The following is a 20,870-nucleotide window of genomic DNA, read 5'->3' on the forward strand; positions in this document are numbered from 1 at the left end:
GTACCCTTACTTCAGACTAACATTTTACAGCTCACCACAATCCTATATTATGTTTTTTAATAAGAAAAATAAACTGATCAAGCAGAGAGAAGAGGAATTATCCATCCAACGCAGAAATCCAGTTTACAAAAGTGGCGGAAGCCAGGGAGTACAGGGAAACGATGACCATGCTGGAGCAATTTAACAAGCCCGTTCTGTCAATATCCGAAGAAGAACGTAAATACCCTGCTTCCCTGATATAGGAAGCAGGGAGTTCATCTTATTTTACGTATCTTAAGGAATCAGTTACCTCTATGTTCAAATCCCGTTTACAATCCTCTATACGCTGTGTAATTATTTTCTATTGCATACTATCCGGAGATCCCGTCTTATCCCAGACACCACCACCACTACCGGTTATCAGTGGCTTTGTGCCGACGACTGTATGCCAGGGACAGCCCGTAACGATTACAGGAAGTAACTTCACTGGCGCAACAAACGTAAAGTTGGGGAGTGATGATGCGGTTTCTTTCACTGTGAACAGTGCTACCACTATCACCGCCATTGTTTCTGACCAGGCCACGACGGGAAAGATTACCATCACTACACCTGATGGGACCGCCTTTAGCAACACAGATCTGACCATTCTGCCGGTGCCTAAACCAGCATTGACGGATAAGGCAACAGATCCTTTTACCAATTGTAATGGTAATGCTACGTATAGTCTTAATGTTATTAATAGTTCCGTAGTAGCCGGCAACGGCAATCAATATACTATTGACTGGGGAGACAACACCCCCGTCTTTATGCAAACAGACTGGCCGGTAAATGGACAGATGACGCATACTTATGCAGCGCAGGGGTATTTTCAGATCACCATGACGATCAAATCTTCCAATGGCTGTAGCAGAAGTGCAGGCTACCGGTTTTACAACGGGCAGAATCCATTAGCCAGCTTCACTACATCTACCTCTACCACGGGACTATGTGCTCCTGTATCGGTTGAATTTCAAATTGGTAACTGGTTTGGCAATTCTCCCGGCACTACCTATGAAGTTGACTTTGGCGATGGTACTCCACCTGTTGTTTTACAACATCCGCTGAGCCCAACAAACAGTATTCGTTTATTAAGCCATCAATACACCAAGTCATCCTGTCCTCAAATTGACTTCACAGCCACACTGAGAGTAATTAATGGATGTTATACTACTACCTATACGCTGAATCAGATTGTGGTGAGAATGAAGCCTGTTGCTAATTTTGACACAGATCCTACCGCGCCCTGTTTAAATCTTCCTGTTTGTTTTACTAATAAAACAGTGAATGGGTCCAGTGGTAAGAGTTGCAGCACAGTGAGTAATTTTACCTGGGATTTTGGAGATGGCACTACTTCCAATGACGAGAATCCCCCTTGCCATACATATGCAGCAGCCAGGGCTTATACCGTTAAATTAACAGCATCTAATGCCACCTGTGGCAGTGATGTTAAAACAAAACAGGTAGTGGTAAGTCCGCCGTCTCCACCACCCGTGGCGGGGCCACCTGTATTTTATTGCCAGGGAGAAACCGCTGTTCCGCTGGTAGCAACAGGAGTGGGGTTATTGTGGTATACATCGGCAACAGGTGGTGTCGGATCTCCACTGGCGCCTACACCTTCTACCAACAGCCCGGGGATCTTTCTATATTATGTAAGTCAAACCTTTCCCAATAGTTGTGAAAGCATAAGAATAYCGGTGAAGGTAACCGTAAAAGAGCGTCCTCCGGCACCCACGGTGGCTACACCAGTGCAGTATTGTCAGAATCAGGTGGCTACACCGTTAACCGCTACGGGAACAGGCTTGTTATGGTACACAAATCAAACTGGGGGTACAGGTACTACTACAGCACCAACACCATCTACGGCTACCATTGGTACTACTACTTATTACGTGAGTCAAACTGTTAATGGTTGCGAGGGTCCAAGAGCTGCTATATTGGTAACGGTTAATTCATTAGCACAGGCACCTAAGGTAACTACGCCGGTTGCTTATTGCCAGTATCAGTCCGCAACTCCATTAACCGCTGTTGGAAACAATTTATTGTGGTACGCCAATGCTTCCGGTGGTATTGGTTCGCCCACTGCGCCTACGCCATCAACGGCCATTGCCGGAAGTACTACCTATTATGTAAGTGAAGTAACGGGTTGTGGTGAGGGGCCGAGAGCAGCGATTACCGTAAACGTAAGTCCTGCTCCTTCAGCGTCCATATCCTATCAGTCTGCCAACCTGTGTAATATGGCCAATGCGTCGAATCCTCCTGTACCAGTTGTACATACCGGCACCACAGGCGGTAGCTATTCCATCACTCCGGCAACAGGGTTATCCATCAACGCTACCACCGGAGAAATTAATCCTGCCGGTGCTGTAGCGGGCATCTATACAATAGCATATACAATTCAGAGCGCAGGGGCCTGTCCGGTTTACAAGACCACCACTACGGTTACGATAAACGGTACGCCAACAGCTACGATTGCTTACCCGCCTATTTGCACTTCAGATGCTGCTACGAAGGTACTGCTCACCGGTACTGCCGGCGGAACTTTTACCAGTACCACGGGATTAATAATAGATCAGTTAACAGGCGTTATTACACCTGCTACCAGTACACCAGGTACCTATAAAGTGACCTATGTGGTTGCACCTGCTGCTCCTTGCCCAGGCTTTACTACTACCACGTCAGTTACCATTACACTCGCGCCATCGGCTACCATTGGTTATCCTGTGGCGAACGTATGTAATACATTAAATACACCGGCTACCCCCAATCTACCTGTAGGAGTAGTGCTTACCGGCACAAGGAATGGCGTTTATTCCATTACACCGGCAACGGGATTACCCATCAATATAACTACAGGAGAAATTAATCCTTCTGGCGCTGCTGCAGGTAAGTATACCATTACCTATACTATTCCTGGCGCAGGTGGCTGCGCAAATTATAGTACCACTGCCACCGTAATGGTAAACAGTATTCCAACCGCAACTATTAATTACGCAGGATCTCCGTATTGTGGCAGTAGTACTGTTTCGCAACCAGTATCCCTATCTGGTACAACAGGAGGGCGTTTTACCAGCAGCGCGGGATTATCCATCAATGCAACAACCGGTGAAATTAATCCTGCGGGCAGTACTCCCGGTGTTTATACCGTTACATATACCATTGCCGCGGCCCCACCTTGCCCGGGATATGTAGCCACCGCCAGTGTAATAATCACAGCGAGTCCGGTAGTGACTTTTCCAGTAACATCTCAATCTATTTGTTCTGGTGAAACAGCCCTGTTTAAGCCTTCTTCCACAGTGGCTAACACTACTTATAACTGGACCGTTGTTGGACCATTACCTGCAAATGTCACTGGTACCACCACAGGTTCCTCGTCGGATCCTAATGCGGTAATATCTTTATCTTTTACAAATAGGAGCAGCGCCAGTCAATCACTCACAGTAAGGGTAACGCCTGTTAATCCTGGATTGAAACCTTGTCCCGGTGCCTCAGCTGATATCATGTTGGCCGTGCATCCCGCCACGCCGGCGCCGGTAACCACCAATACTGATCTGTGTATGGGTACGCCTGCAACCGCCTTAAGTGTAAATCCTTTACCGGGAACAACGATTAAGTGGTATGATGGCAATGGAGTGTTATTAAACCGTGCGCCTGTGATTAACACGAATGTTGCCGGGCAGTGGGTATACTATGCTAGTCAGACCAACATTTACAGATGTGAAAGTCCCAAAGCACCCATCACGGCTACGGTTCATCCTACGGCAAAAATAGTGAGTGCAGCCTATAATAATCCTATTGCATGCGGCATTCCGTCTGGCGCCATTACCTTACAGGTGTTGGACCTCAATAATGCCGCTATGCCTAATGTGCCGGTGGTAGTACATTACAATAAATTTCAAATTGCCCTTACTTTTTCTACCAATACAGATGCTTCAGGAAGGATTACGATACCATTAACAGCAGGTACTTATTCCGGCATATTTGTAGAAACAACAGGTGGTTGTCTCTCGCAAAAAATACCGGATGTATTTATACTGAAGGATCCTATGCCGCCTTTAAAACCGGTGGCAGGATATAATCCTCCGTTGTGCAGTGGACAACCGCTTACTTTGACGGCACTCTCTTCCGGAAATAATCAGCCTGGAACTATTGAATATGTTTGGGCGGGCCCGGCATTTGGTCCTTCAGCAGATACTATCAGCGATGCAGTTGTTTCATTTCCATCTGCTGCAATGAAAGATGCAGGCACCTATGTGGTGTATGCTACGCAAAACAATTGTATTTCGCCGCCTGTCAGTTTTGATGTGGTGATTCAGCAGGCACCCGCCAAACCAGTGATCTCTGCAAGAACGCCGTTATGTGTGGGTGATGATCTGGTGTTGCAGGCATATAGTTCCATTCCAGGAAATGCCGCCCTGATTTATTTATGGAAAGGGCCGGGAACCGGGTTTCCCATGAATGGTCCCAATGCAGGAATTAATAAGGTAAATATTAAGGATGCGGGAATATATGCTGTCACTGTTACCTCTTCCCAAACAGGTTGCAGCACAACTACAGATACCCTGATACAGATTGGCGGATATCCTTTGGTAGCATTTCCAAAGGATACTATGACATTGCCTACCGGTTATCGTTTAAACCTGGCACCTGTAATCACCAATGCAGCTGCCCCCGGGATTTTGCCGATACAAAGTTATACCTGGACACCGTCACAGGACCTTACCTGTAATGACGCCACCTGTGCTTCTCCTGTTGCCATCATCAAGAATAACATCTGCTATAAGGTAGATGTCACCAACATATATGGCTGTAAAGGAAGCGCGGATATCTGCATCAATGTATTTTGCCAGAACTCCCAGGTATTTGTTCCCAATGCATTCGTTCCTAATGGTAATGTACCGGAAAATAGAAAGTTAGTCGTGCGGGCAACCGGTATTTCGTCCGTGAAATCTTTCCGGGTATTTAACCGTTGGGGACGCATCATGTTTGAACGGAATAATTTCCCTCCTAACAGTGCTGATTACGGCTGGGATGGTATGGTGAATGGAAAGCCGGCAGATACAGGGGTATACATTTATACGGTGGATGTTATCTGTGAGAACGGAGTGCCCTATTCGTTTAAGGGAAATGTTACATTATTCTAAATGACTTATTTATGAAAGGGTATCATAAAATATTTTTCATATTGATTGCTGCTTGTCTGGTGGTGACGAAAAGTTTTTCACAGGATGTTGGCTTTTCGCAATTCTATGATCAGCCACTTTTGCGCAATCCTGCATTAGCTGGAATTTTCACCGGCGATATACGGGTAACTGCCTCTTACAGGAATCAATGGCAAAGTGTAACAGTACCGTATAGAACCTTTGGATTAAGCACGGAAGTCAAATTTCCTGTGAATATAACCAGTGATGATAACCTTACTGTTGGCCTGCAGTTGCTTAGAGATGTAGCCGGTACCTCTCAGTTTAGTACTACCCAGATATTGCCTGCAATTAATTATAGTTTGCCATTGAGCAGCCAGCGAAACTCTTATTTATCACTTGCCTTCATGGGTGGTTCGATGCAACAACGATTTGATCCTACCAAGCTGGTACTGAACGACCAGTTTATTCCAGGCAGTAACGGGACTTTCAGCGTGCTGCCGTATTCGCGGCAGACTTTTGATAACACGAGCGTGAACTATTTTGACCTGTCTACCGGCTTAAGCTACAATGGTGTGATGAAAGAAGACATAGATTATTTTGTGGGAGCAGGACTATTTCACATTACAAAGCCGAAGGTGGGATTTTTCCAGAGCAATACCATCGTATTGAACAGAAAGCTGGCATTCAATGTGGGGTTATCTGCGCCCACCAGTGAAACGGACCGGTTCATTTTTTATGCGGATTACTTCCGGCAATTTGCAGAACATTTAACGCCCGTAAATATCAGCACGCTGCAGGTGGGTGCTATGCTCAGCAGGGATCTTTTTATGGGTGGGGGAGAGCAAACCATTACCGGTGGAATTTTGTACCGGATGAATGACGCTATTATCCCGGTTATTCAGCTGCAGCAATCTAAATTTATGCTTGGTATCAGTTACGATATAAATATTGATAAACTGGCCGCTGCGGCACAGCATCGTGGGGGCTTTGAATTGGTTTTATCTTACAGAGATTTCCTCAATAACCGTAAGAGCGAGCGGAGACAATCGTTATGCCCCAGGTTTCCTATGTAACAATAATGTAGCATAATTATTTCTAGCAATACTGCCTTCTATACTCCGTAGGACTTACGCCCTTTAACTTCTTAAAGGACCTGTTTAAATGACTTTCATCTACAAAGTTAAATTCAAAAGCAATTTCTCCGATCCGCATATCGCTATGCAATAACCTGGATTCCACCAGTCGCAGCTTATAGGTGGTTAAATATTGCTGCAAAGTTTCTCCCGTTTGTTTTTTGAAATACCGCCCCATATAACTTAATGAAATGCCGAAATGCCGGCTGATCTCCGCTGCTTTTAGTTTGGATGGGTCGAAGATGTTTTCCTGGATATAATGCAATATATCCAATACTACTTCTCCCGTATTTTCCTTGATGTTTTTAGGGAGCTTCAAAGCAATATTTCTTGCTACAATAGTTATAATGGCATTTACAATTTGTTCTATTATTTTTTTATGATAGAGTTGCTGATGATTATCTTCCTGTATGATGCTTGCTACCAGGGACGCAATCAGCGGCTTGTCTACCTGGTTTTTCAGGATGCATCCGGGGCGATGGCTGGCATTCTGAAGAATAAATTCCATTCGCTGTATCGTATCTTTTTCGTGACCGGATTTCGTCTTTACATAATATTCATTGAAACGAAGAAAGAAAAATTGGGTAGCTGTTGTGATCTCAAAGGAATGAATATCCTGTGGTGTTAACAGGAACAAATTGCCTGCTTTATAATTGAATTTATGCTGGTTAATGTATTGGATGCCTGTACCGCTAAAAATGTAGATTAATTCAAAGTAACTATTGTGCCTGGAGCCTTTGGGGTATTGGTCCAGGGTAGCAAATTCAATCTCGAAAGGCAAATGTAAACTCTCTTTTCTCATGTTCTGAAAGTACTGATTAAGTGAAAAAATGTACAGCAGCGCATCCTGTGTAGCCCCCTACCTTTGTTTTAGTTACAATTTAAAGAATTAAAACAATTTAAATAAAGTATGAAAAAATCCTTCAACGTCATCTTGCTATTTACAGCAATGATCGTATCTGCTTCAGCCTTTGCCCAGCAGGCCAAACCCCGGGTAAGTCCGGCTGATTCCATTAGCAGGGGAATAAAAAACACCAACATTGATATTCATTACAGCAGTCCTTCCGTAAAAGACCGTAAAATATGGGGTGGATTAGTTCCCTATGATAAAGTGTGGCGTGCCGGCGCTAATGAGGCGACCACTTTTGAAACAGACAAAGATATTAAAGTGCAAGGTAAATTATTACCTGCAGGGAAGTATAGTTTTTTTCTGATACCTAAAGAAAAAATGAAATGGACCGCCATTTTTAACAAACAACCAAAGCAATGGGGCGCCTTTAAATATAATGAATCAGAAGACCAGTTGCGGATAGATGTGAAGCCCAAAAAATTAAGACATAGCCAGGAAAAGCTGGTGTATCATATCACTCCTGAAAGCTTTTCGGTAGAATGGGAGAAAGTGGCAGTTCCGATTAAGATAAATGTAAATTAATGAAACGATCTTTAGAAGCATGGGTCGTTTTGTTGCTGTTCACTTCCCGTTTGTTAGCACAAAACAAAGATACCGTTACCAATACTCCGGATAAGACGCGCAGCTTGTCCGGGGTAACGGTAGTGGCGCAGAAAAATGAGGCACAGATTGGTTTCAATAAAAAGAAATTTGCAGTAGATCAGAGCCTGGTAAGTAAAGGCGGTGCTRCCGCAGATTTATTACAGAATATACCTTCAGTACAAATAAATGGGAATGGAGATATAAGCATAAGAGGGGCTTCCGGCGTGAATATTTTAATTGATGGAAAGCCTTCCCTGATTGCCGGCGGCAATATAGCACAGCTGCTGCAGTCGATACCGGCAAGCTCCATTGAAAGTATAGAAGTCATTACCAACCCTTCTGCCAGGTATGATGCAGAAGGTCAGGCAGGAATCATCAACATCATACTGATAAAAAATAAGGAATCAGGATTTAACGGCTCCGCGGCAGCAACCGCCGGCGTACAGCATAACTATAATGGCAGTGCAAATATAGGCTTTCAAAATAGCCGGCTTAATTTGTATGCCAGTTATGGATACCGGTATGGTACGCGGCTTAGCAATGGTTATCAGTACCTCACTTATCTCCATGCAGATGACCCGGTTGTTTTCTCTAACGAAACGTTTCCCTCTACCACAGTCGACAAAGGAAGCAACCTGAAAGCAGGGATGGATTATTATCTCAATGAGAAAAATGTGTTGAGTGTCTCCGGCAGCTTTAACGATGCTACCAATAACAGAACGGAGTTCTTAAGCATAGATGAGCTAAGCGCTTCCCACGCGATTATAGAGCAAAGCCATCGTACTAATCTGACTAATGGAAAAGGTAATAGCTATGATATAAACCTGGACTTCTCTAAAACTTTTAATAAACCTAAAGAGGAGCTAACTGTTAGTCTTGGATTTTCACGAGGCGCCAATCATAACTTGCAAAGCTATACGACTGATGTTTATAATATCAATGGGGAGACAGTCAAAACAATACCCGCCATACTGCAAAATAACAACGGCGAGCATAATAGATTTTATAATGCACAACTCAATTACACGCTGCCTGTTGGTAAAACAGGTGAGTTAGATGCTGGTTACCGCAGTCAGATCCGGTGGAGTGACAGAGTACAGGATGCATATAATTTTAATAATGCCACTGGAGTGTACGATAAATATGATGGCGTCAGTAATACTTTTAAGAGCAGCAACCAGGTACATGCGCTCTATTTAAATTATCAAAACCAGGTTAAAAATTTTAGCTACCAGGTTGGTATCAGAGCTGAAGATGCGTTACTCAGTGCAACGCTGATGGGTTATGATACCAGTCATGTTTTGTACCATACACCTTTCAGCGTCAAGAACTTCAGACTATACCCCAGCATTTTTCTGACGCAGAAAATAGGTACCGAACAACAGTTACAGTTCAGTTATTCCCGCCGGGTGGCGCGACCTACGCCCCGGCAGCTGAACCCTGTATTGGATGTTTCTGATCCGGTAAATTATGATGCAGGCAACCCGGCACTATTGCCGGAAGATATTCATTTCTTTGAATTGGGATATCAGCAATACTGGAAAATAATTACGTTGACAGCCAGCTTATACTACCGTCAGACAAATGATTTTATTAAACGGATAGAAGGGCCACCCGTAAAGGGTATCATTACTACCACCTCTCAAAATCTGGCACAATCCTGTACAGGTGGACTGGAATTAATCAGTAAGGTGAATGTGATGAAAGCCTGGAATTTTTTAGTCAATGCGAATGTGTATCACAATAAAACAGTCGCTGCTCCTGCATATGGACTCTCCGCCAGTGCAGGATTTAGCTGGAATGCCAACATCACCCATAACATTATTATCAACGATCATTTTTCGTTGCAACTGCGGGGCGATTATCGTGCAGCAGATGTGGTAGCGCAGGACAGAAACCATGCTGCATATGGGGTAGATGCCGGCGCAAAGTTTGACTTTTTGAATAAACGGGCCACTGTCAATTTTAGTGGAAGAGATATTTTTAATTCCCGTAAATGGAGTTTTTTAAGAGAAAGCAATGCGGTATTGCTGGATTTTGAACGACATACAGAAAGTGCCAGAGCCAATATCACGTTTACTTACCGTTTTGGGAAAAGCAGTCTGGCTGTAAAAAAGGTAAAGCACAGCGACGAGCAACCCGAAATATAGCTGTGTAATAATCTCCTCCATATGCTGGCTCATCCATCTTTTCATCGTTCTTCGGAAGAGGCAGGCAACCGGTTTGTAGTTTCCTAAAATCAATTTTGTTTTGAAGATTAATTTCTCTAACTTCAAAATGTCATTTTTAACCCGACATGTTATATCTCAACTTACATAAAAAAATATTTTAGTTCCCTTTATTTTTATGCCACTGAATAGCTGCCGCATGGCACTACAGATGCGTTAGTGACGGCGGAGAAGCATAATGCTGATACAATAAACCAACATCTGAATCTGAACCCTTTTGAACCCATAAACCTGTAAACATTGTTTTTATGAGAAAAAGAAAGATGCCATTGGAGAAAAAACTTTCTCTGAACAAGGAATCTATTGCCTTGTTGAACACTACCCAACAAGCCATGATTGCCGGTGGACTGCCACCATTGACCCGCAGGCCTCCTTGTCTGGACACGCAGCTTGAAACCTGTGTTACCATACCTCCGGGCCGGCTGGATTGCGTTTTCTGCTAGATTTGTTTTTAAATCCTGGATGAATTTTATGCTGGCTATCGCCCGATAGCTACAGGGTAATCTTTGTTCATTGTTCACTTCCTGTTTGTTAGTACAAACAAAGCTACCGTTACCAATACTCCGGATAAGACGAGCACCTTATCCGGTGTAACGGTAGTATCAATTTTACTGAACCGGATATTTTTAATCCCCGCTAATACCGGCTCTTCCATCTTTTCATCTTTCTCAGGAAGAGGCAGGCAATCGATTTTAAATTTTCTAAAAACAATTTTTTTTTCAAGATTAATTTATTTAACTTCAAAATCTCATTTTTAACCCGGCATGTTATGTCTCAACTCACATAAAAAAATTGTAGTTCCCTTTATTTATTATTCTGCTGAATAACTGGCACATGGCACTGCGGCTGCGTTAGCAGCAGAGTAGAAGCGTAATTCTGATTCAATCAAACCAAAATCTAAATCAAAACCCTTTTGAACCCGTAAACCTGTAAACATTGTTTTTATGAGAAAAAGAAAAATGCCCCTGGAGAAAAAACTTTCTCTGAACAAGGAATCTATTGCCTTGCTGAACACTACCCAACAAGCCATGATTGCCGGTGGATTAGCACCATTGACCCTCAGGCCTCCCTGTCTGGGAACGCAGTTTGAAACCTGTGTTACCATACCTCCGAATCGGCCAAATTGCATTTTCTGCCAGTCTGATCTCTAAACCCGGATGAATTTTATGCAGGCTATCGCCCGATAGCTACTGGGTAAGCTTTGTCCATAAACAACCCAATTATGAAAAAGAAAAAACTTGAACTCAGCAAAAAACTGATGCTGAAAAAAGAAGCTATTGTTGAACTCAATCAACAGCAGAAAGCCAAATTAGCAGGTGGTGGCCCACTTACCTGGTGGAGTGCCTGCTGCGTGGAAACAGATGAAGTGACTTGCCCCGATGGCTGCATAAGATAAAGATACCTGCTGGTATCCGGATTGCTGAACAACCGCCCCACGGCAACAGACAGGGGAGGATTATTTTTTTCTATTTACAGTATGAAAAAGAAACAAATTGACCTGAGCAAAAAGCTGATGCTCAGCAAAGAACCTATTGCACAGCTCAATGCTGATCAACAATTTCAACTGCAAGGTGGTGCAGGAGCAACCATTGGTACTATTTGTACTACTGATACCAGGCAGATATCCAGTTGCAGAGCCACCAGCCCTGGTACAGGCCGTCCTTGCTGCATGATTCCTTGATTTAGTCCGGGCATCTGAGGTACAACAAGATCAGGTGATGATCTTATCAAAAAGCGTTTACCTGTATCGATTTTATTCAATTGGGGGGGCACCTGCTTCCCCAATTGTGCACATTAAATAATGATTGAAAAAATGGACAACACCGCATCGCAGTTAGCACATATGTATAATGATCTTGTTTCGTTGCTGGATAAGGCGGAATATGATCCTGGTCAGAGTAACAGCCTGTTTAAGGGGCCCTGGGGTGCCTTGTTGTTTATGTTCTACTACGAACAATATGTCGATGACAAAGCAGATAACGCCGCTGCGTTGCTTGAAAAAATATATGCAGGTTATTCACCCGAAGAAGGATTGAACTATTCTTTCTGTTCAGGACATACAGGCCCTTTTTGGCTACTGGATCACCTCAACAGGCACCAGTTTGTGGAAATGGATATGGACTACCTCGCATCGGATTTTATTACGGCTACCATCGCACAGAGCGCTTACCATATAGAATGTAAAAATTTCGATTTCCTGCATGGCAGCATCGGGATGTGTAATTTTCTGCTGGGTTTCACCGGAAGAGCAGATGTGAAAGCTCACCTGGAATATTTTGTGACCACACTCTTTGCGGCCAGCAAAATGACGGACAAAGGAAGGAGTCTGCCTATTTTTTATACCCATGAAGAACCTGCCGGAGAATTCGTGGACGCTTTCAGTCTGGCCCATGGCAGCTGTTCTGCGCTGATATTACTCGCTAAAATATATCAGGCAGGTATAGCCACTGCCATGTGCCAGCAGTTGATCACAGAAAGCATCTCGTTCATACTACAGCATAAAATTGAACGCGCTCCTGATTCCCTGGCTGCATTATATCCCGCTATCCTGGATGGCAACTATGCCGGTGCCAACAGCCGCTTATCATGGTGCTACGGCGATCTCAATGTGGCCATCTGCTTATGGCAATGTGGCAAAGTATTGTCTGAAAAAAGCTGGATGGAAGAGGCATTATACATCATGCACTACAACACGGCCCGTGTTACGGATGAAGCAGCAGGGATTGTAGACAATTGTATTTGTCATGGTGCCAGCGGTATTGCCGCCTTTTACCGGAAGTTCTGGTTCGAAACCAAAGATCCCGCATTCTATACATGTGCAGCGTACTGGCATAATAGAACCATGGAGAAAATTTCTTTTTCGGAAGATGGCAGTAAACACGGTATCAAAGTATGGCAGGGAAAAGATAAACAGTGGGACTACTCCTGGGATCTCCTGGACGGCGGCAGCGGCGTAGGACTTTCTATCTTATCACACCTGCAGGATCATCCGTTAGCATGGGATGAATGTTTCCTGATATCCTGATTACCTATTACTGTAAAAACTAAAAGAATCAGCTATGGCATTGTCACATACAGGATTCTTCCTCATAAGAAGTCCACTTTATCCCATACATCAATACCGGGAAGTCTTACAAAACAATTTGCAGGTGCTGGCCAACAGTCACCCTTTATTTATGTACGCTTTACATATCGGATCCCAGGACCTGTTGAAGGAGCTGGAAAGATATCTCAGCGAGCCTGATGCTTTTAATCAAAAGAAGACAGAGAAGCTGCGTAAATCATTGTACAAATATTGGGTGCGGGCATGTAGCAGGAGTACCCCTTACGGCCTGTTTGCCGGATGCACTACCGGTACAGTCGGACCCACCACTCATTTGCAATTACATCCTGTCAGTGAGGCCCGTCAGCAGGTGCGGCTGGACATGGACTACTATACTAAAATATGTCATCATATTCAGGAGCTGCCAGCTGTCAGCAGTGAGCTGCGCTATTATACCAATAATAGTCTTTATAAAGCGGGTGAAAAATACCGCTATGCAGAATATTCTATCAATAATAACCGGCGAAGGTATATGCTGACGGCAGTGGCGCATTCTGTTTTCCTGGAAAAGATATTCCGGGAGGCTCTGAACGGTCTTACCATTGCCGGTATGGTACAGTTGATTCGTCAGGAAGATCCCTCCATCGTGGCGGAGGAAGCCAATACTTTTGTGCAGGAGCTGATCCAGTCGCAGTTATTAATCGCTGAAATTGAGCCTAAAATTACGGCGGCCGATAATCTCGAAGCACTTATCGGTCGCATTTCTTCCATCGAAGATGTGGCTGCTTTGCGCGATAGTTTGCTGACCCTGCAAGGGCTGTTTCAGCAGCCCGATTTTGAGCGTTCCCGTCTCCAGGAAATTCATGATATCTGTGAGCGCACTTTTCCGCTCAGCATCCCTAAGGACCTGCTGCAGATAGACCTGTTTAAAACGGCGACAGCATGTACGCTCAGTGAAAGCCTGGTGCAGGATATCACCCAACAGGTAAATGAATTGATGGCCCTCTGCCATGGCTATCCGAAAGATGCAGGTTCAGAAATGAAGAATTTTGCTACACGCTTTTATGAGCAATACGAATCCCGGGAAATGCCACTGAACATGGTACTTGATGGAGAAACAGGGATTGGCTACGGGGCAGGCATAGAAAATACGGTTCATGCACCTTTTGTGGAAGACATAGCCACTAAAGCGCCGCCTGAAAGTACGACCGTCAACTGGTCGCAGTTGCAGCAATTAGGTTTGACCAAGTATGAAGAATTCCTGAGAGATGGCCAGGCCATTGTGCAGATTACGGCAGAAGAATTACAAAAAATGGGTGATCCGGAAACGGTGCCCATCGCCAGAAGTTCTTACCTGTTTGGCTCGCTGCAGGCTGCCTCTGCGGAAGAAGCAGACAAAGGCAATTATACTTTTGCGATGCAATCTTTAGGAGGCCCCTCTGCCGCTAATCTGCTGGGGCGCTTTTGTAGCGGAGACCCGGTTTTGGCAGAAAAGACAAAGGCCGCGCTGCAGGAAGAGGAAGCGGCTCATCCGGATGTGGTGATGGCCGAAGTGGTACATTTCCCGGAAGCCCGCGCTGCCAACGTATTAATAAGACCCGTGCTGCGCAATTATGAAATCCCCTATATCGGCATCGCCGGTGTAGACGAAGCATACCAGATTCCGGTGACAGACCTGATGGTATCCGTTTCCCAGCAGGAAGTAATTTTAAGAAGTAAACGCTTAAACAAGCGGGTAATTCCACGTCTTAGCTCTGCACATAATTATAGCTTTAACAGTTTACCTGTGTACAAATTCCTGTGCGACCTGCAGAACCAGTCAGGTATGTCTTATCTGCACTGGGACTGGGGTGTACTGGTTTCCCGGCCACGATTGCCCAGGGTCGTGTATAAAAACATAATTGTATGCCGTGCCAGCTGGACACTCACCACTAAAGACACCGAACAGGCCGGAACGGATGAAAATATTCAGTTGCGCTTTTTTGAGAAGTACCGCCGAGAGCAAGGCATACCCGACAAAGTATTATTATCCGAAGCAGATAATGAATTACTGCTGGATCTGACGCAACCATTAGCGGTGGCTATTTTGCTCGATCAGATAAAAAAGACTTCCAGCGTAAAACTAAAAGAGTGCCTGTTAGAGGAACAGGGTGGGGTATTGCGGGATGATGCAGATCAGGTATATGCGCATGAAATATTGCTACCATTGCAATACCTGCCGGTAAAAGACGAGAAATCCGCCGCTGTCAGGGTGACTAAAAGCAGCAAGGCTGGGGAGGAGAATCCAGGTCCGGCCAGCAAAGCTGCTGCAGATAACAAATTGTCACCTGCTACCAGGTCACTCATTACCCGCAGCTTTCCTCCAGGCAGTGAGTGGCTCTATGTAAAGATTTACTGCGGCTATCGCGTAGCGGAAGAATTACTCGCAAATTATTTTGCGGAAAGCATCCCGGAATGGCAGGAAGATGGCTTGTTCGAACAGTTTTTCTTTCTGCGCTTCGGTGATCCGCAACCACATATCCGGCTCCGGTTTCTTAACAGCGCGAACCCGGCCAATAACACAGTCATCTCACATCGCATCACTGCTGCTATGCAACCGTATGTTCAGGGAGGACAGGTACAGAAGATACAGTACGACACCTACGTACGGGAGATAGAACGTTACGGTGCAGCAACCATCGCAGAAAGCGAAGCCCTGTTTTGCAGTGATAGCATGGCGGTGCTGAGTATTGTCAGTATGCTGGAAGGAGCAGAGGGAGAAGTATATCGCTGGAAAATGGCTATGCGTGGGGTAGATATGATGCTTGATGATTTTGCGCTGACCCTGCCGCAGAAAAAGCATTTGCTATCATCGCTGCAGGAAGCATTTATCACGGAGTTTGGCGGGAGTACTCTGTTGCATAAGCCACTGAATGACAAATACCGGAAGCATCAGCAGGAAATCATGTCGGTGATGAATCCTGCCAATGATGACGACAACGACATTACAGAGGCCATTGCCGCTTACCGGTTACGTACAGCTACGGCTGCCCCGCTGTCGGCACATATCCGGCAATATTGCGGCTCGGAAGACCGTTATCAGAGTATCATCGCCAGTCATGTACACCTGTTTCTTAACAGGATATTTGTTGGCAAACAACGTAAGCATGAAATGGTGATATATCATTTCCTGGAAAAATATTATTTATCACAACTGGCTATGGTGGCCATCACGAAATAATGGGATTCACCTTTTATAAGCAACTGGACGCAATGGACTGCGGACCTACCTGCCTGCGCATGGTCGCGAAGCATTACGGTCGCCGGTATTCGCTGGAATATCTCCGGGAGCAGGCAAACATTACCCGGGAAGGGGTAAGTATGCTGGGCATAGGGGAAGCAGCAGAGAAAATCGGTTTTCGTACTACCGCAGTGCGCATCACTTTCGAACAGCTCGATGAAAATGTGGACCTTCCCTGCATCCTGCACTGGAATCAACAGCACTTCGTAGTGCTGCCTCCTCAAAATTATAACCGGGATAAAAAGCATGATAAAATTCTCATCGCAGATCCCGGTCATGGCATGGTGAAAGTGGATAAGGAAACTTTTCTCCGCTGCTGGCAGGGCAACAGTAATAGCGGCGTAGTACTGATGCTGGAACCAACAGAAACATTCTACCAGCAGCCGGGAATGAACAACAAAGCAACCGGTTTTCGTTTTCTGTTTAATTATTTAAGACCCTACCGCAAATATGTAATACAGCTTTTTCTGAGTGTACTGGTGGCCAGCGCATTGTCGCTGGTCATGCCGTTTCTTACGCAAAGCCTGGTAGACTATGGTATTAACCGGAACAATATGGGCTTCGTATACCTGGTATTGGTATCCCAGCTGATGCTCTTTGCAGGGTCCACCGCTATAGAAATGATTCGTAGCTGGATACTACTGCATATGAACAGTCGTATTAACATCAACATCATTTCGGATTTCCTTATCAAACTGATGAAACTGCCGATCCGGTTTTTTGATGCAAAAATGATCGGAGATATTCACCAACGCATAGGCGATCATACCCGTATCCAAAACTTCTTGACAGGTACCACGTTGTCTACGTTGTTTTCTTTTGTAAACCTGTTTGTCTTTGCGATTGTATTAGGCATATATAGTGGGAAGATATTACTGGTATTTGCCTGTTTCAGTGCTATGGGCATTGGCTGGATATTCTTTTTCCTGCGGCGCCGTAAGGCACTTGACTATAAACGCTTTCAGCGTATGAGTGAAAATGAGAACATCTTGTTTGAACTCATTACCGGTATGCAGGAAATAAAACTCAACAACTGTGAAACGGCCAGACGCTGGGAGTGGGAACATGTACAGGCCGGGCTTTATAAAATCAGCGTGAAGAGTCTGGCACTCGGACAGTATCAACAGCTGGGCGCTGTATTTTTTAATCAGCTGAAAAATATCCTGATTTCCTTTATCACCGCCAGGGAGGTCATGAATGGACATCTCACACTGGGAATGATGTTATCTGTGAGTTATATCATCGGACAAATGAATAGTCCGCTGGAACAGCTGCTTTCTTTTGTTCAGTCAGCACAGGATGCCAAAATGAGTTTGGACAGACTGGGAGAAATCCATAATCGCGCAGAAGAAGAAACGGGAGAGCAGCAGACGATACCTGCAAATGACCAGGGTCGCGGCGACATTCAATTACAACAGGTGTCCTTTCAATACGGCGGGAGGCAATCTCCTCATGTATTGCAGGATATCGATCTTACCATTCCGAAGGGGAAGGTGACGGCCATTGTAGGCACCAGTGGCAGCGGTAAAACTACCCTGATGAAATTGTTGCTGCAATTTTATGAACCAACAACAGGCCATATACAGTTGGGTGATAAATCATTGCAACAGCTGTCTCCGAAATGGTGGCGGCGTCAGTGTGGTAGTGTGATGCAGGACGGATTTATTTTTTCAGGAACTATCGCGAAAAATATTGCTATCAGTGATGAACGAATAGACAATGAGCGCCTGGTACATGCTGCAGCTGCAGCCAATATCCGGGACTTTATTGAGGAGTTACCGCTCGGATACCAGACAAAGATCGGAAATGCCGGTAGTGGTATCAGTGCTGGCCAGAAGCAACGGTTACAAATAGCCCGTGCCATTTACAAAGATCCGCATTACCTTTTCTTTGATGAGGCAACGAGTGCACTGGATGCGAATAATGAACGCGTTATCATGGATAACCTGGAGCAGTTTTTTAAAGGGAAAACGGTAGTGGTCATCGCGCATCGTTTAAGTACGGTGAAGTATGCGGACCAGATCGTTGTACTGGAAAAAGGCCGTATCGTAGAAACGGGCACACATGCGCAACTCACCGCACGGCGAGGGAATTATTTTGAACTTGTTAAAAATCAATTGGAATTAGGAGGATAGTTATCATGCCGGAAAACAAACCTGATGGCACTGCATTTATAAATGTAACCACCTCACAGAATGGACACCTCAGCCATGCTTCGCTGGATTCCGTTCGCAGCGAAGAAGTACAGGAAATCATGGGGAAGATGCCACCCTGGATTTTGCGCAGTGGTATTACACTCATCGGTATCCTGGTGCTGGGCGCATTTGTAGCCGCCTGGTTTTTTCGTTATCCGGAAGTAATACCAGCAAGGGTGGTTATTACTCCACAGCAGTCCTCATAYGTCGTAAAGGGAAGCATGCAGGCCTCAGGTGCCGGGAAAGTAAAAGCCGGACAAAAGGTACTAATCCGCCTTACCGCTTATCCTTACGAAGAATATGGGCTGTTGCAGGGAACGGTGATGTTTGCTGAAGCCAATGTGGCGGATACTAATTTCCAGGTAAACATTCACCTGGATCATCTCTTACAAACCACTACCGGAAAAGAAATTCCGGTGCAACCCAGACTGGATGGCACTGCAGAGATCCTGACGGAGGATAAGAGTGTATTGCAGCGAATGTTTGGGCGATTGTGGCCGTGAGCGTTTATCAATTATATCCTAATTTAGTCCGATGGTATCTAATCGGATCATATTCTTTCTTTTTGATGGGGTCCATCTCCTGGACCTGGCAGGTGCAGTGACGGTATTTTATGAATCCGGTTGTTGCGGGCAACCCTATGAGCTCCGGTATGTTTCGCCTTACTCACATCCGGCTACATCGTCCGGGCTTGGATTTGCGGCAATAGATCCACTTCATACAGTAACCATTACTGCGCAGGATATCATTATTGTAGCGGGAATGGAGCTGGCCAGGTGGAACCGGGAAGACGACCATCTGTGGATGCCATGGCTACAAGCCGCTGCTGCTACCGGAGCTACCATCTGCTCGGTTTGTACGGCGGCCTTTGCATTAGCCGCTGCAGGCTTGTTAGACGGCCATAGTTGCACTACGCACTGGGCGTGGACATCTTCCCTGCAAAAACAATATCCACGCCTGAAGGTGGTAGAAAACAAGCTGTTTGTAAAAAGCGGAAAGCTGTTCACCAGCGCTGGGATTGCCACAGGAATTGACCTGGCCTTGTATCTTGTGGAGGAGCAGCATGGAGCTGCTTTTGCTTATATGGTAGCGAAAGATATGGTGGTGTATATCCGCCGCGATGGTACGGAATCGCAGCATAGTGTTTACCTGCAAAACAGGCAGCATATCAATTACCAGGTTCACCAGGTGCAGGATTATATTGCACATCATCTTCAGCACAAAATAACGATAGAAGACCTCGCGGCATTGGTGCACATCAGTCCGAGGAATCTTACCCGCCTGTTTAAATCCACTACCGGCAATACAATCGGACAATATGTTCAACAGCTGCGACAGGAAAAGGCGCAGCATTTGCTGAAAGCGCAGCACAAAGTAGCCTGGGTGGCAAAGGAATGCGGTTTTAAGGGCCCGGATCAATTGCGGCGCTTCCTGAAAAAAGCCTTATAACTGTCCCGATTAGTAGTGTACTTGTCCTGATTTGTATGACCGCTTCCGGTTAGCTTTGCCCTATAAATTATTCTGCGATGAAACAGTTGCTGTTCCTGCTCTTATTGTTGCCATGCGTGGCATGGTCACAAAAACAATCTTCTTTGTATGTCTGTCCTCCCTGTGGGCCCTGTGATACGCTGGTATTTCATCAACCGGGAATTTGTCCGCATTGTGGTATGGAACTCATTCCTAAAAACGCTGTAAACGATCAAAAAATGACCATCTGTTTCTATCTCTATGAGGGCGTGGAAATACTTGATTTTGCCGGCCCGATGGAAGTGTTTTCCTATGCTGGTTTCAAGGTGTTCACGGTAGCCAAAACCAAAGCGCCGCTGTTGTCGCAGGGCATCCTGAAAGTGCTTCCCGACTACAGCATTGCAGATGCACCGCCTGCAGATGTCTTCGCTGTTTTTGGCGGCGATGATAATATAGCCGCTAATGATCCGGAAGTAATTGCCTGGATACAGTCAAGGGATAAAGCAACCAGTAGTTACTTTTCCGTTTGCACGGGTGCTTTCATCCTGGGAAAAGCTGGGCTGCTGGACAATCTTACCGTAACTACCTTCCACCGCAGTATTGCCAATCTGCAAAAGGCGGTGCCAAAAGCTAAAGTACTGGAACACGTACGGTATGTAGATAATGGCAGAATTATTACCACTGCGGGCATCTCTGCCGGCATTGATGGGGCTTTACACCTGGTGGCAAAATTAAAGGGCGCCGATGTGGCGTTGAAGGTAGCCCAGCACATGGAATACGATAAGTATGTACCAGAGCAGGGAATGATAGTTTTGCATGCTCCTGCAACTACCAGATAAACTGGTAAGGCAAAGGAAGACAGTTGAGTGCAGC

Annotated in this window: 15 protein-coding genes; 14 read left to right on the forward strand and 1 reads right to left on the reverse strand. The window is 45.3% G+C overall.

Annotated features, from left to right (window positions below; translation table 11 throughout):
* Nucleotides 1-293 precede the first annotated feature (293 nt).
* The gene (locus tag AC1DP6_RS27470; protein ID WP_477057730.1) at nucleotides 294-5,159 is read left to right on the forward strand and encodes an Ig-like domain-containing protein; all 4,866 of its coding nucleotides are present in this window, start codon (nucleotides 294-296) and stop codon (nucleotides 5,157-5,159) included.
* An 11-nt stretch (nucleotides 5,160-5,170) separates the two neighbouring features.
* A complete protein-coding gene (locus AC1DP6_RS27475; protein ID WP_477057731.1) occupies nucleotides 5,171-6,232 on the forward strand; it encodes a PorP/SprF family type IX secretion system membrane protein in 1,062 nt (353 codons plus the stop codon).
* A 22-nt stretch (nucleotides 6,233-6,254) separates the two neighbouring features.
* Here the strand turns inward: AC1DP6_RS27475 and AC1DP6_RS27480 are convergent, their stop codons facing one another.
* Nucleotides 6,255-7,094, reverse strand: a complete 840-nt coding sequence (locus AC1DP6_RS27480) for a helix-turn-helix domain-containing protein (protein WP_477057732.1) — start codon at nucleotides 7,092-7,094, stop codon at nucleotides 6,255-6,257.
* A gap of 108 nt (nucleotides 7,095-7,202) precedes the next feature.
* Here AC1DP6_RS27480 and AC1DP6_RS27485 point away from each other — a divergent pair, with 108 nt between their 5' ends.
* From AC1DP6_RS27485 to AC1DP6_RS27540, 12 genes are all read left to right on the forward strand, one after another.
* The gene (locus tag AC1DP6_RS27485) at nucleotides 7,203-7,724 is read left to right on the forward strand and encodes a DUF2911 domain-containing protein (protein WP_477057733.1); all 522 of its coding nucleotides are present in this window, start codon (nucleotides 7,203-7,205) and stop codon (nucleotides 7,722-7,724) included.
* Nucleotides 7,724-9,934: a TonB-dependent receptor domain-containing protein gene (locus tag AC1DP6_RS27490; RefSeq protein WP_477057734.1), complete on the forward strand. Its 2,211-nt coding sequence runs from the start codon at nucleotides 7,724-7,726 to the stop codon at nucleotides 9,932-9,934. The genes AC1DP6_RS27485 and AC1DP6_RS27490 overlap by 1 nt, the downstream gene beginning before the upstream one ends.
* Before the next feature lie 326 nt (nucleotides 9,935-10,260).
* Nucleotides 10,261-10,455, forward strand: a complete 195-nt coding sequence (locus AC1DP6_RS27495; RefSeq protein ID WP_477057735.1) for a class I lanthipeptide — start codon at nucleotides 10,261-10,263, stop codon at nucleotides 10,453-10,455.
* A 501-nt stretch (nucleotides 10,456-10,956) separates the two neighbouring features.
* On the forward strand, nucleotides 10,957-11,163 hold the full coding sequence (locus AC1DP6_RS27500) for a class I lanthipeptide (protein ID WP_477057736.1): 207 nt from the start codon (nucleotides 10,957-10,959) through the stop codon (nucleotides 11,161-11,163).
* A 71-nt stretch (nucleotides 11,164-11,234) separates the two neighbouring features.
* Entirely contained in the window at nucleotides 11,235-11,408 is a 174-nt protein-coding gene (locus AC1DP6_RS27505) for a class I lanthipeptide (protein WP_477024017.1), read from the forward strand.
* Between the two features lie 81 nt (nucleotides 11,409-11,489).
* Nucleotides 11,490-11,693, forward strand: a complete 204-nt coding sequence (locus tag AC1DP6_RS27510; protein WP_477024016.1) for a class I lanthipeptide — start codon at nucleotides 11,490-11,492, stop codon at nucleotides 11,691-11,693.
* Nucleotides 11,694-11,825: 132 nt separating this feature from the next.
* A complete protein-coding gene (locus tag AC1DP6_RS27515) occupies nucleotides 11,826-13,037 on the forward strand; it encodes a lanthionine synthetase LanC family protein (protein WP_477057737.1) in 1,212 nt (403 codons plus the stop codon).
* A gap of 34 nt (nucleotides 13,038-13,071) precedes the next feature.
* Complete coding sequence (locus AC1DP6_RS27520) at nucleotides 13,072-16,275, forward strand: lantibiotic dehydratase (protein ID WP_477057738.1); 3,204 nt, start codon at nucleotides 13,072-13,074, stop codon at nucleotides 16,273-16,275.
* The gene (locus AC1DP6_RS27525; RefSeq protein ID WP_477057739.1) at nucleotides 16,275-18,470 is read left to right on the forward strand and encodes a peptidase domain-containing ABC transporter; all 2,196 of its coding nucleotides are present in this window, start codon (nucleotides 16,275-16,277) and stop codon (nucleotides 18,468-18,470) included. Before AC1DP6_RS27520 ends, AC1DP6_RS27525 begins: the two co-directional genes overlap by 1 nt.
* A 5-nt stretch (nucleotides 18,471-18,475) precedes the next feature.
* Nucleotides 18,476-19,033, forward strand: a complete 558-nt coding sequence (locus AC1DP6_RS27530) for a hypothetical protein (protein ID WP_477057740.1) — start codon at nucleotides 18,476-18,478, stop codon at nucleotides 19,031-19,033.
* Between the two features lie 31 nt (nucleotides 19,034-19,064).
* The gene (locus tag AC1DP6_RS27535) at nucleotides 19,065-19,979 is read left to right on the forward strand and encodes a GlxA family transcriptional regulator (RefSeq protein ID WP_477057741.1); all 915 of its coding nucleotides are present in this window, start codon (nucleotides 19,065-19,067) and stop codon (nucleotides 19,977-19,979) included.
* Between the two features lie 77 nt (nucleotides 19,980-20,056).
* The gene (locus AC1DP6_RS27540; protein ID WP_477057742.1) at nucleotides 20,057-20,836 is read left to right on the forward strand and encodes a DJ-1/PfpI family protein; all 780 of its coding nucleotides are present in this window, start codon (nucleotides 20,057-20,059) and stop codon (nucleotides 20,834-20,836) included.
* Nucleotides 20,837-20,870 lie beyond the last annotated feature (34 nt).

The sequence above is a fragment of the Chitinophaga sp. 01L420 genome (assembly GCF_056399985.1).

What these genes read in the sequence shown, in the direction of transcription:
- AC1DP6_RS27510 (WP_477024016.1), top strand. Translation starts at nt 11,490, where the DNA reads ATGAAAAAGAAACAAATTGACCTGAGCAAAAAGCTGATGCTCAGCAAA.
- AC1DP6_RS27505 (WP_477024017.1), top strand. Translation starts at nt 11,235, where the DNA reads ATGAAAAAGAAAAAACTTGAACTCAGCAAAAAACTGATGCTGAAAAAA.
- AC1DP6_RS27485 (WP_477057733.1), top strand. Translation starts at nt 7,203, where the DNA reads ATGAAAAAATCCTTCAACGTCATCTTGCTATTTACAGCAATGATCGTA.
- AC1DP6_RS27495 (WP_477057735.1), top strand. Translation starts at nt 10,261, where the DNA reads ATGAGAAAAAGAAAGATGCCATTGGAGAAAAAACTTTCTCTGAACAAG.
- AC1DP6_RS27535 (WP_477057741.1), top strand. Translation starts at nt 19,065, where the DNA reads ATGGTATCTAATCGGATCATATTCTTTCTTTTTGATGGGGTCCATCTC.
- AC1DP6_RS27475 (WP_477057731.1), top strand. Translation starts at nt 5,171, where the DNA reads ATGAAAGGGTATCATAAAATATTTTTCATATTGATTGCTGCTTGTCTG.
- AC1DP6_RS27500 (WP_477057736.1), top strand. Translation starts at nt 10,957, where the DNA reads ATGAGAAAAAGAAAAATGCCCCTGGAGAAAAAACTTTCTCTGAACAAG.
- AC1DP6_RS27515 (WP_477057737.1), top strand. Translation starts at nt 11,826, where the DNA reads ATGGACAACACCGCATCGCAGTTAGCACATATGTATAATGATCTTGTT.
- AC1DP6_RS27525 (WP_477057739.1), top strand. Translation starts at nt 16,275, where the DNA reads ATGGGATTCACCTTTTATAAGCAACTGGACGCAATGGACTGCGGACCT.
- AC1DP6_RS27540 (WP_477057742.1), top strand. Translation starts at nt 20,057, where the DNA reads ATGAAACAGTTGCTGTTCCTGCTCTTATTGTTGCCATGCGTGGCATGG.
- AC1DP6_RS27480 (WP_477057732.1), bottom strand. Translation starts at nt 7,094, where the DNA reads ATGAGAAAAGAGAGTTTACATTTGCCTTTCGAGATTGAATTTGCTACC.
- AC1DP6_RS27520 (WP_477057738.1), top strand. Translation starts at nt 13,072, where the DNA reads ATGGCATTGTCACATACAGGATTCTTCCTCATAAGAAGTCCACTTTAT.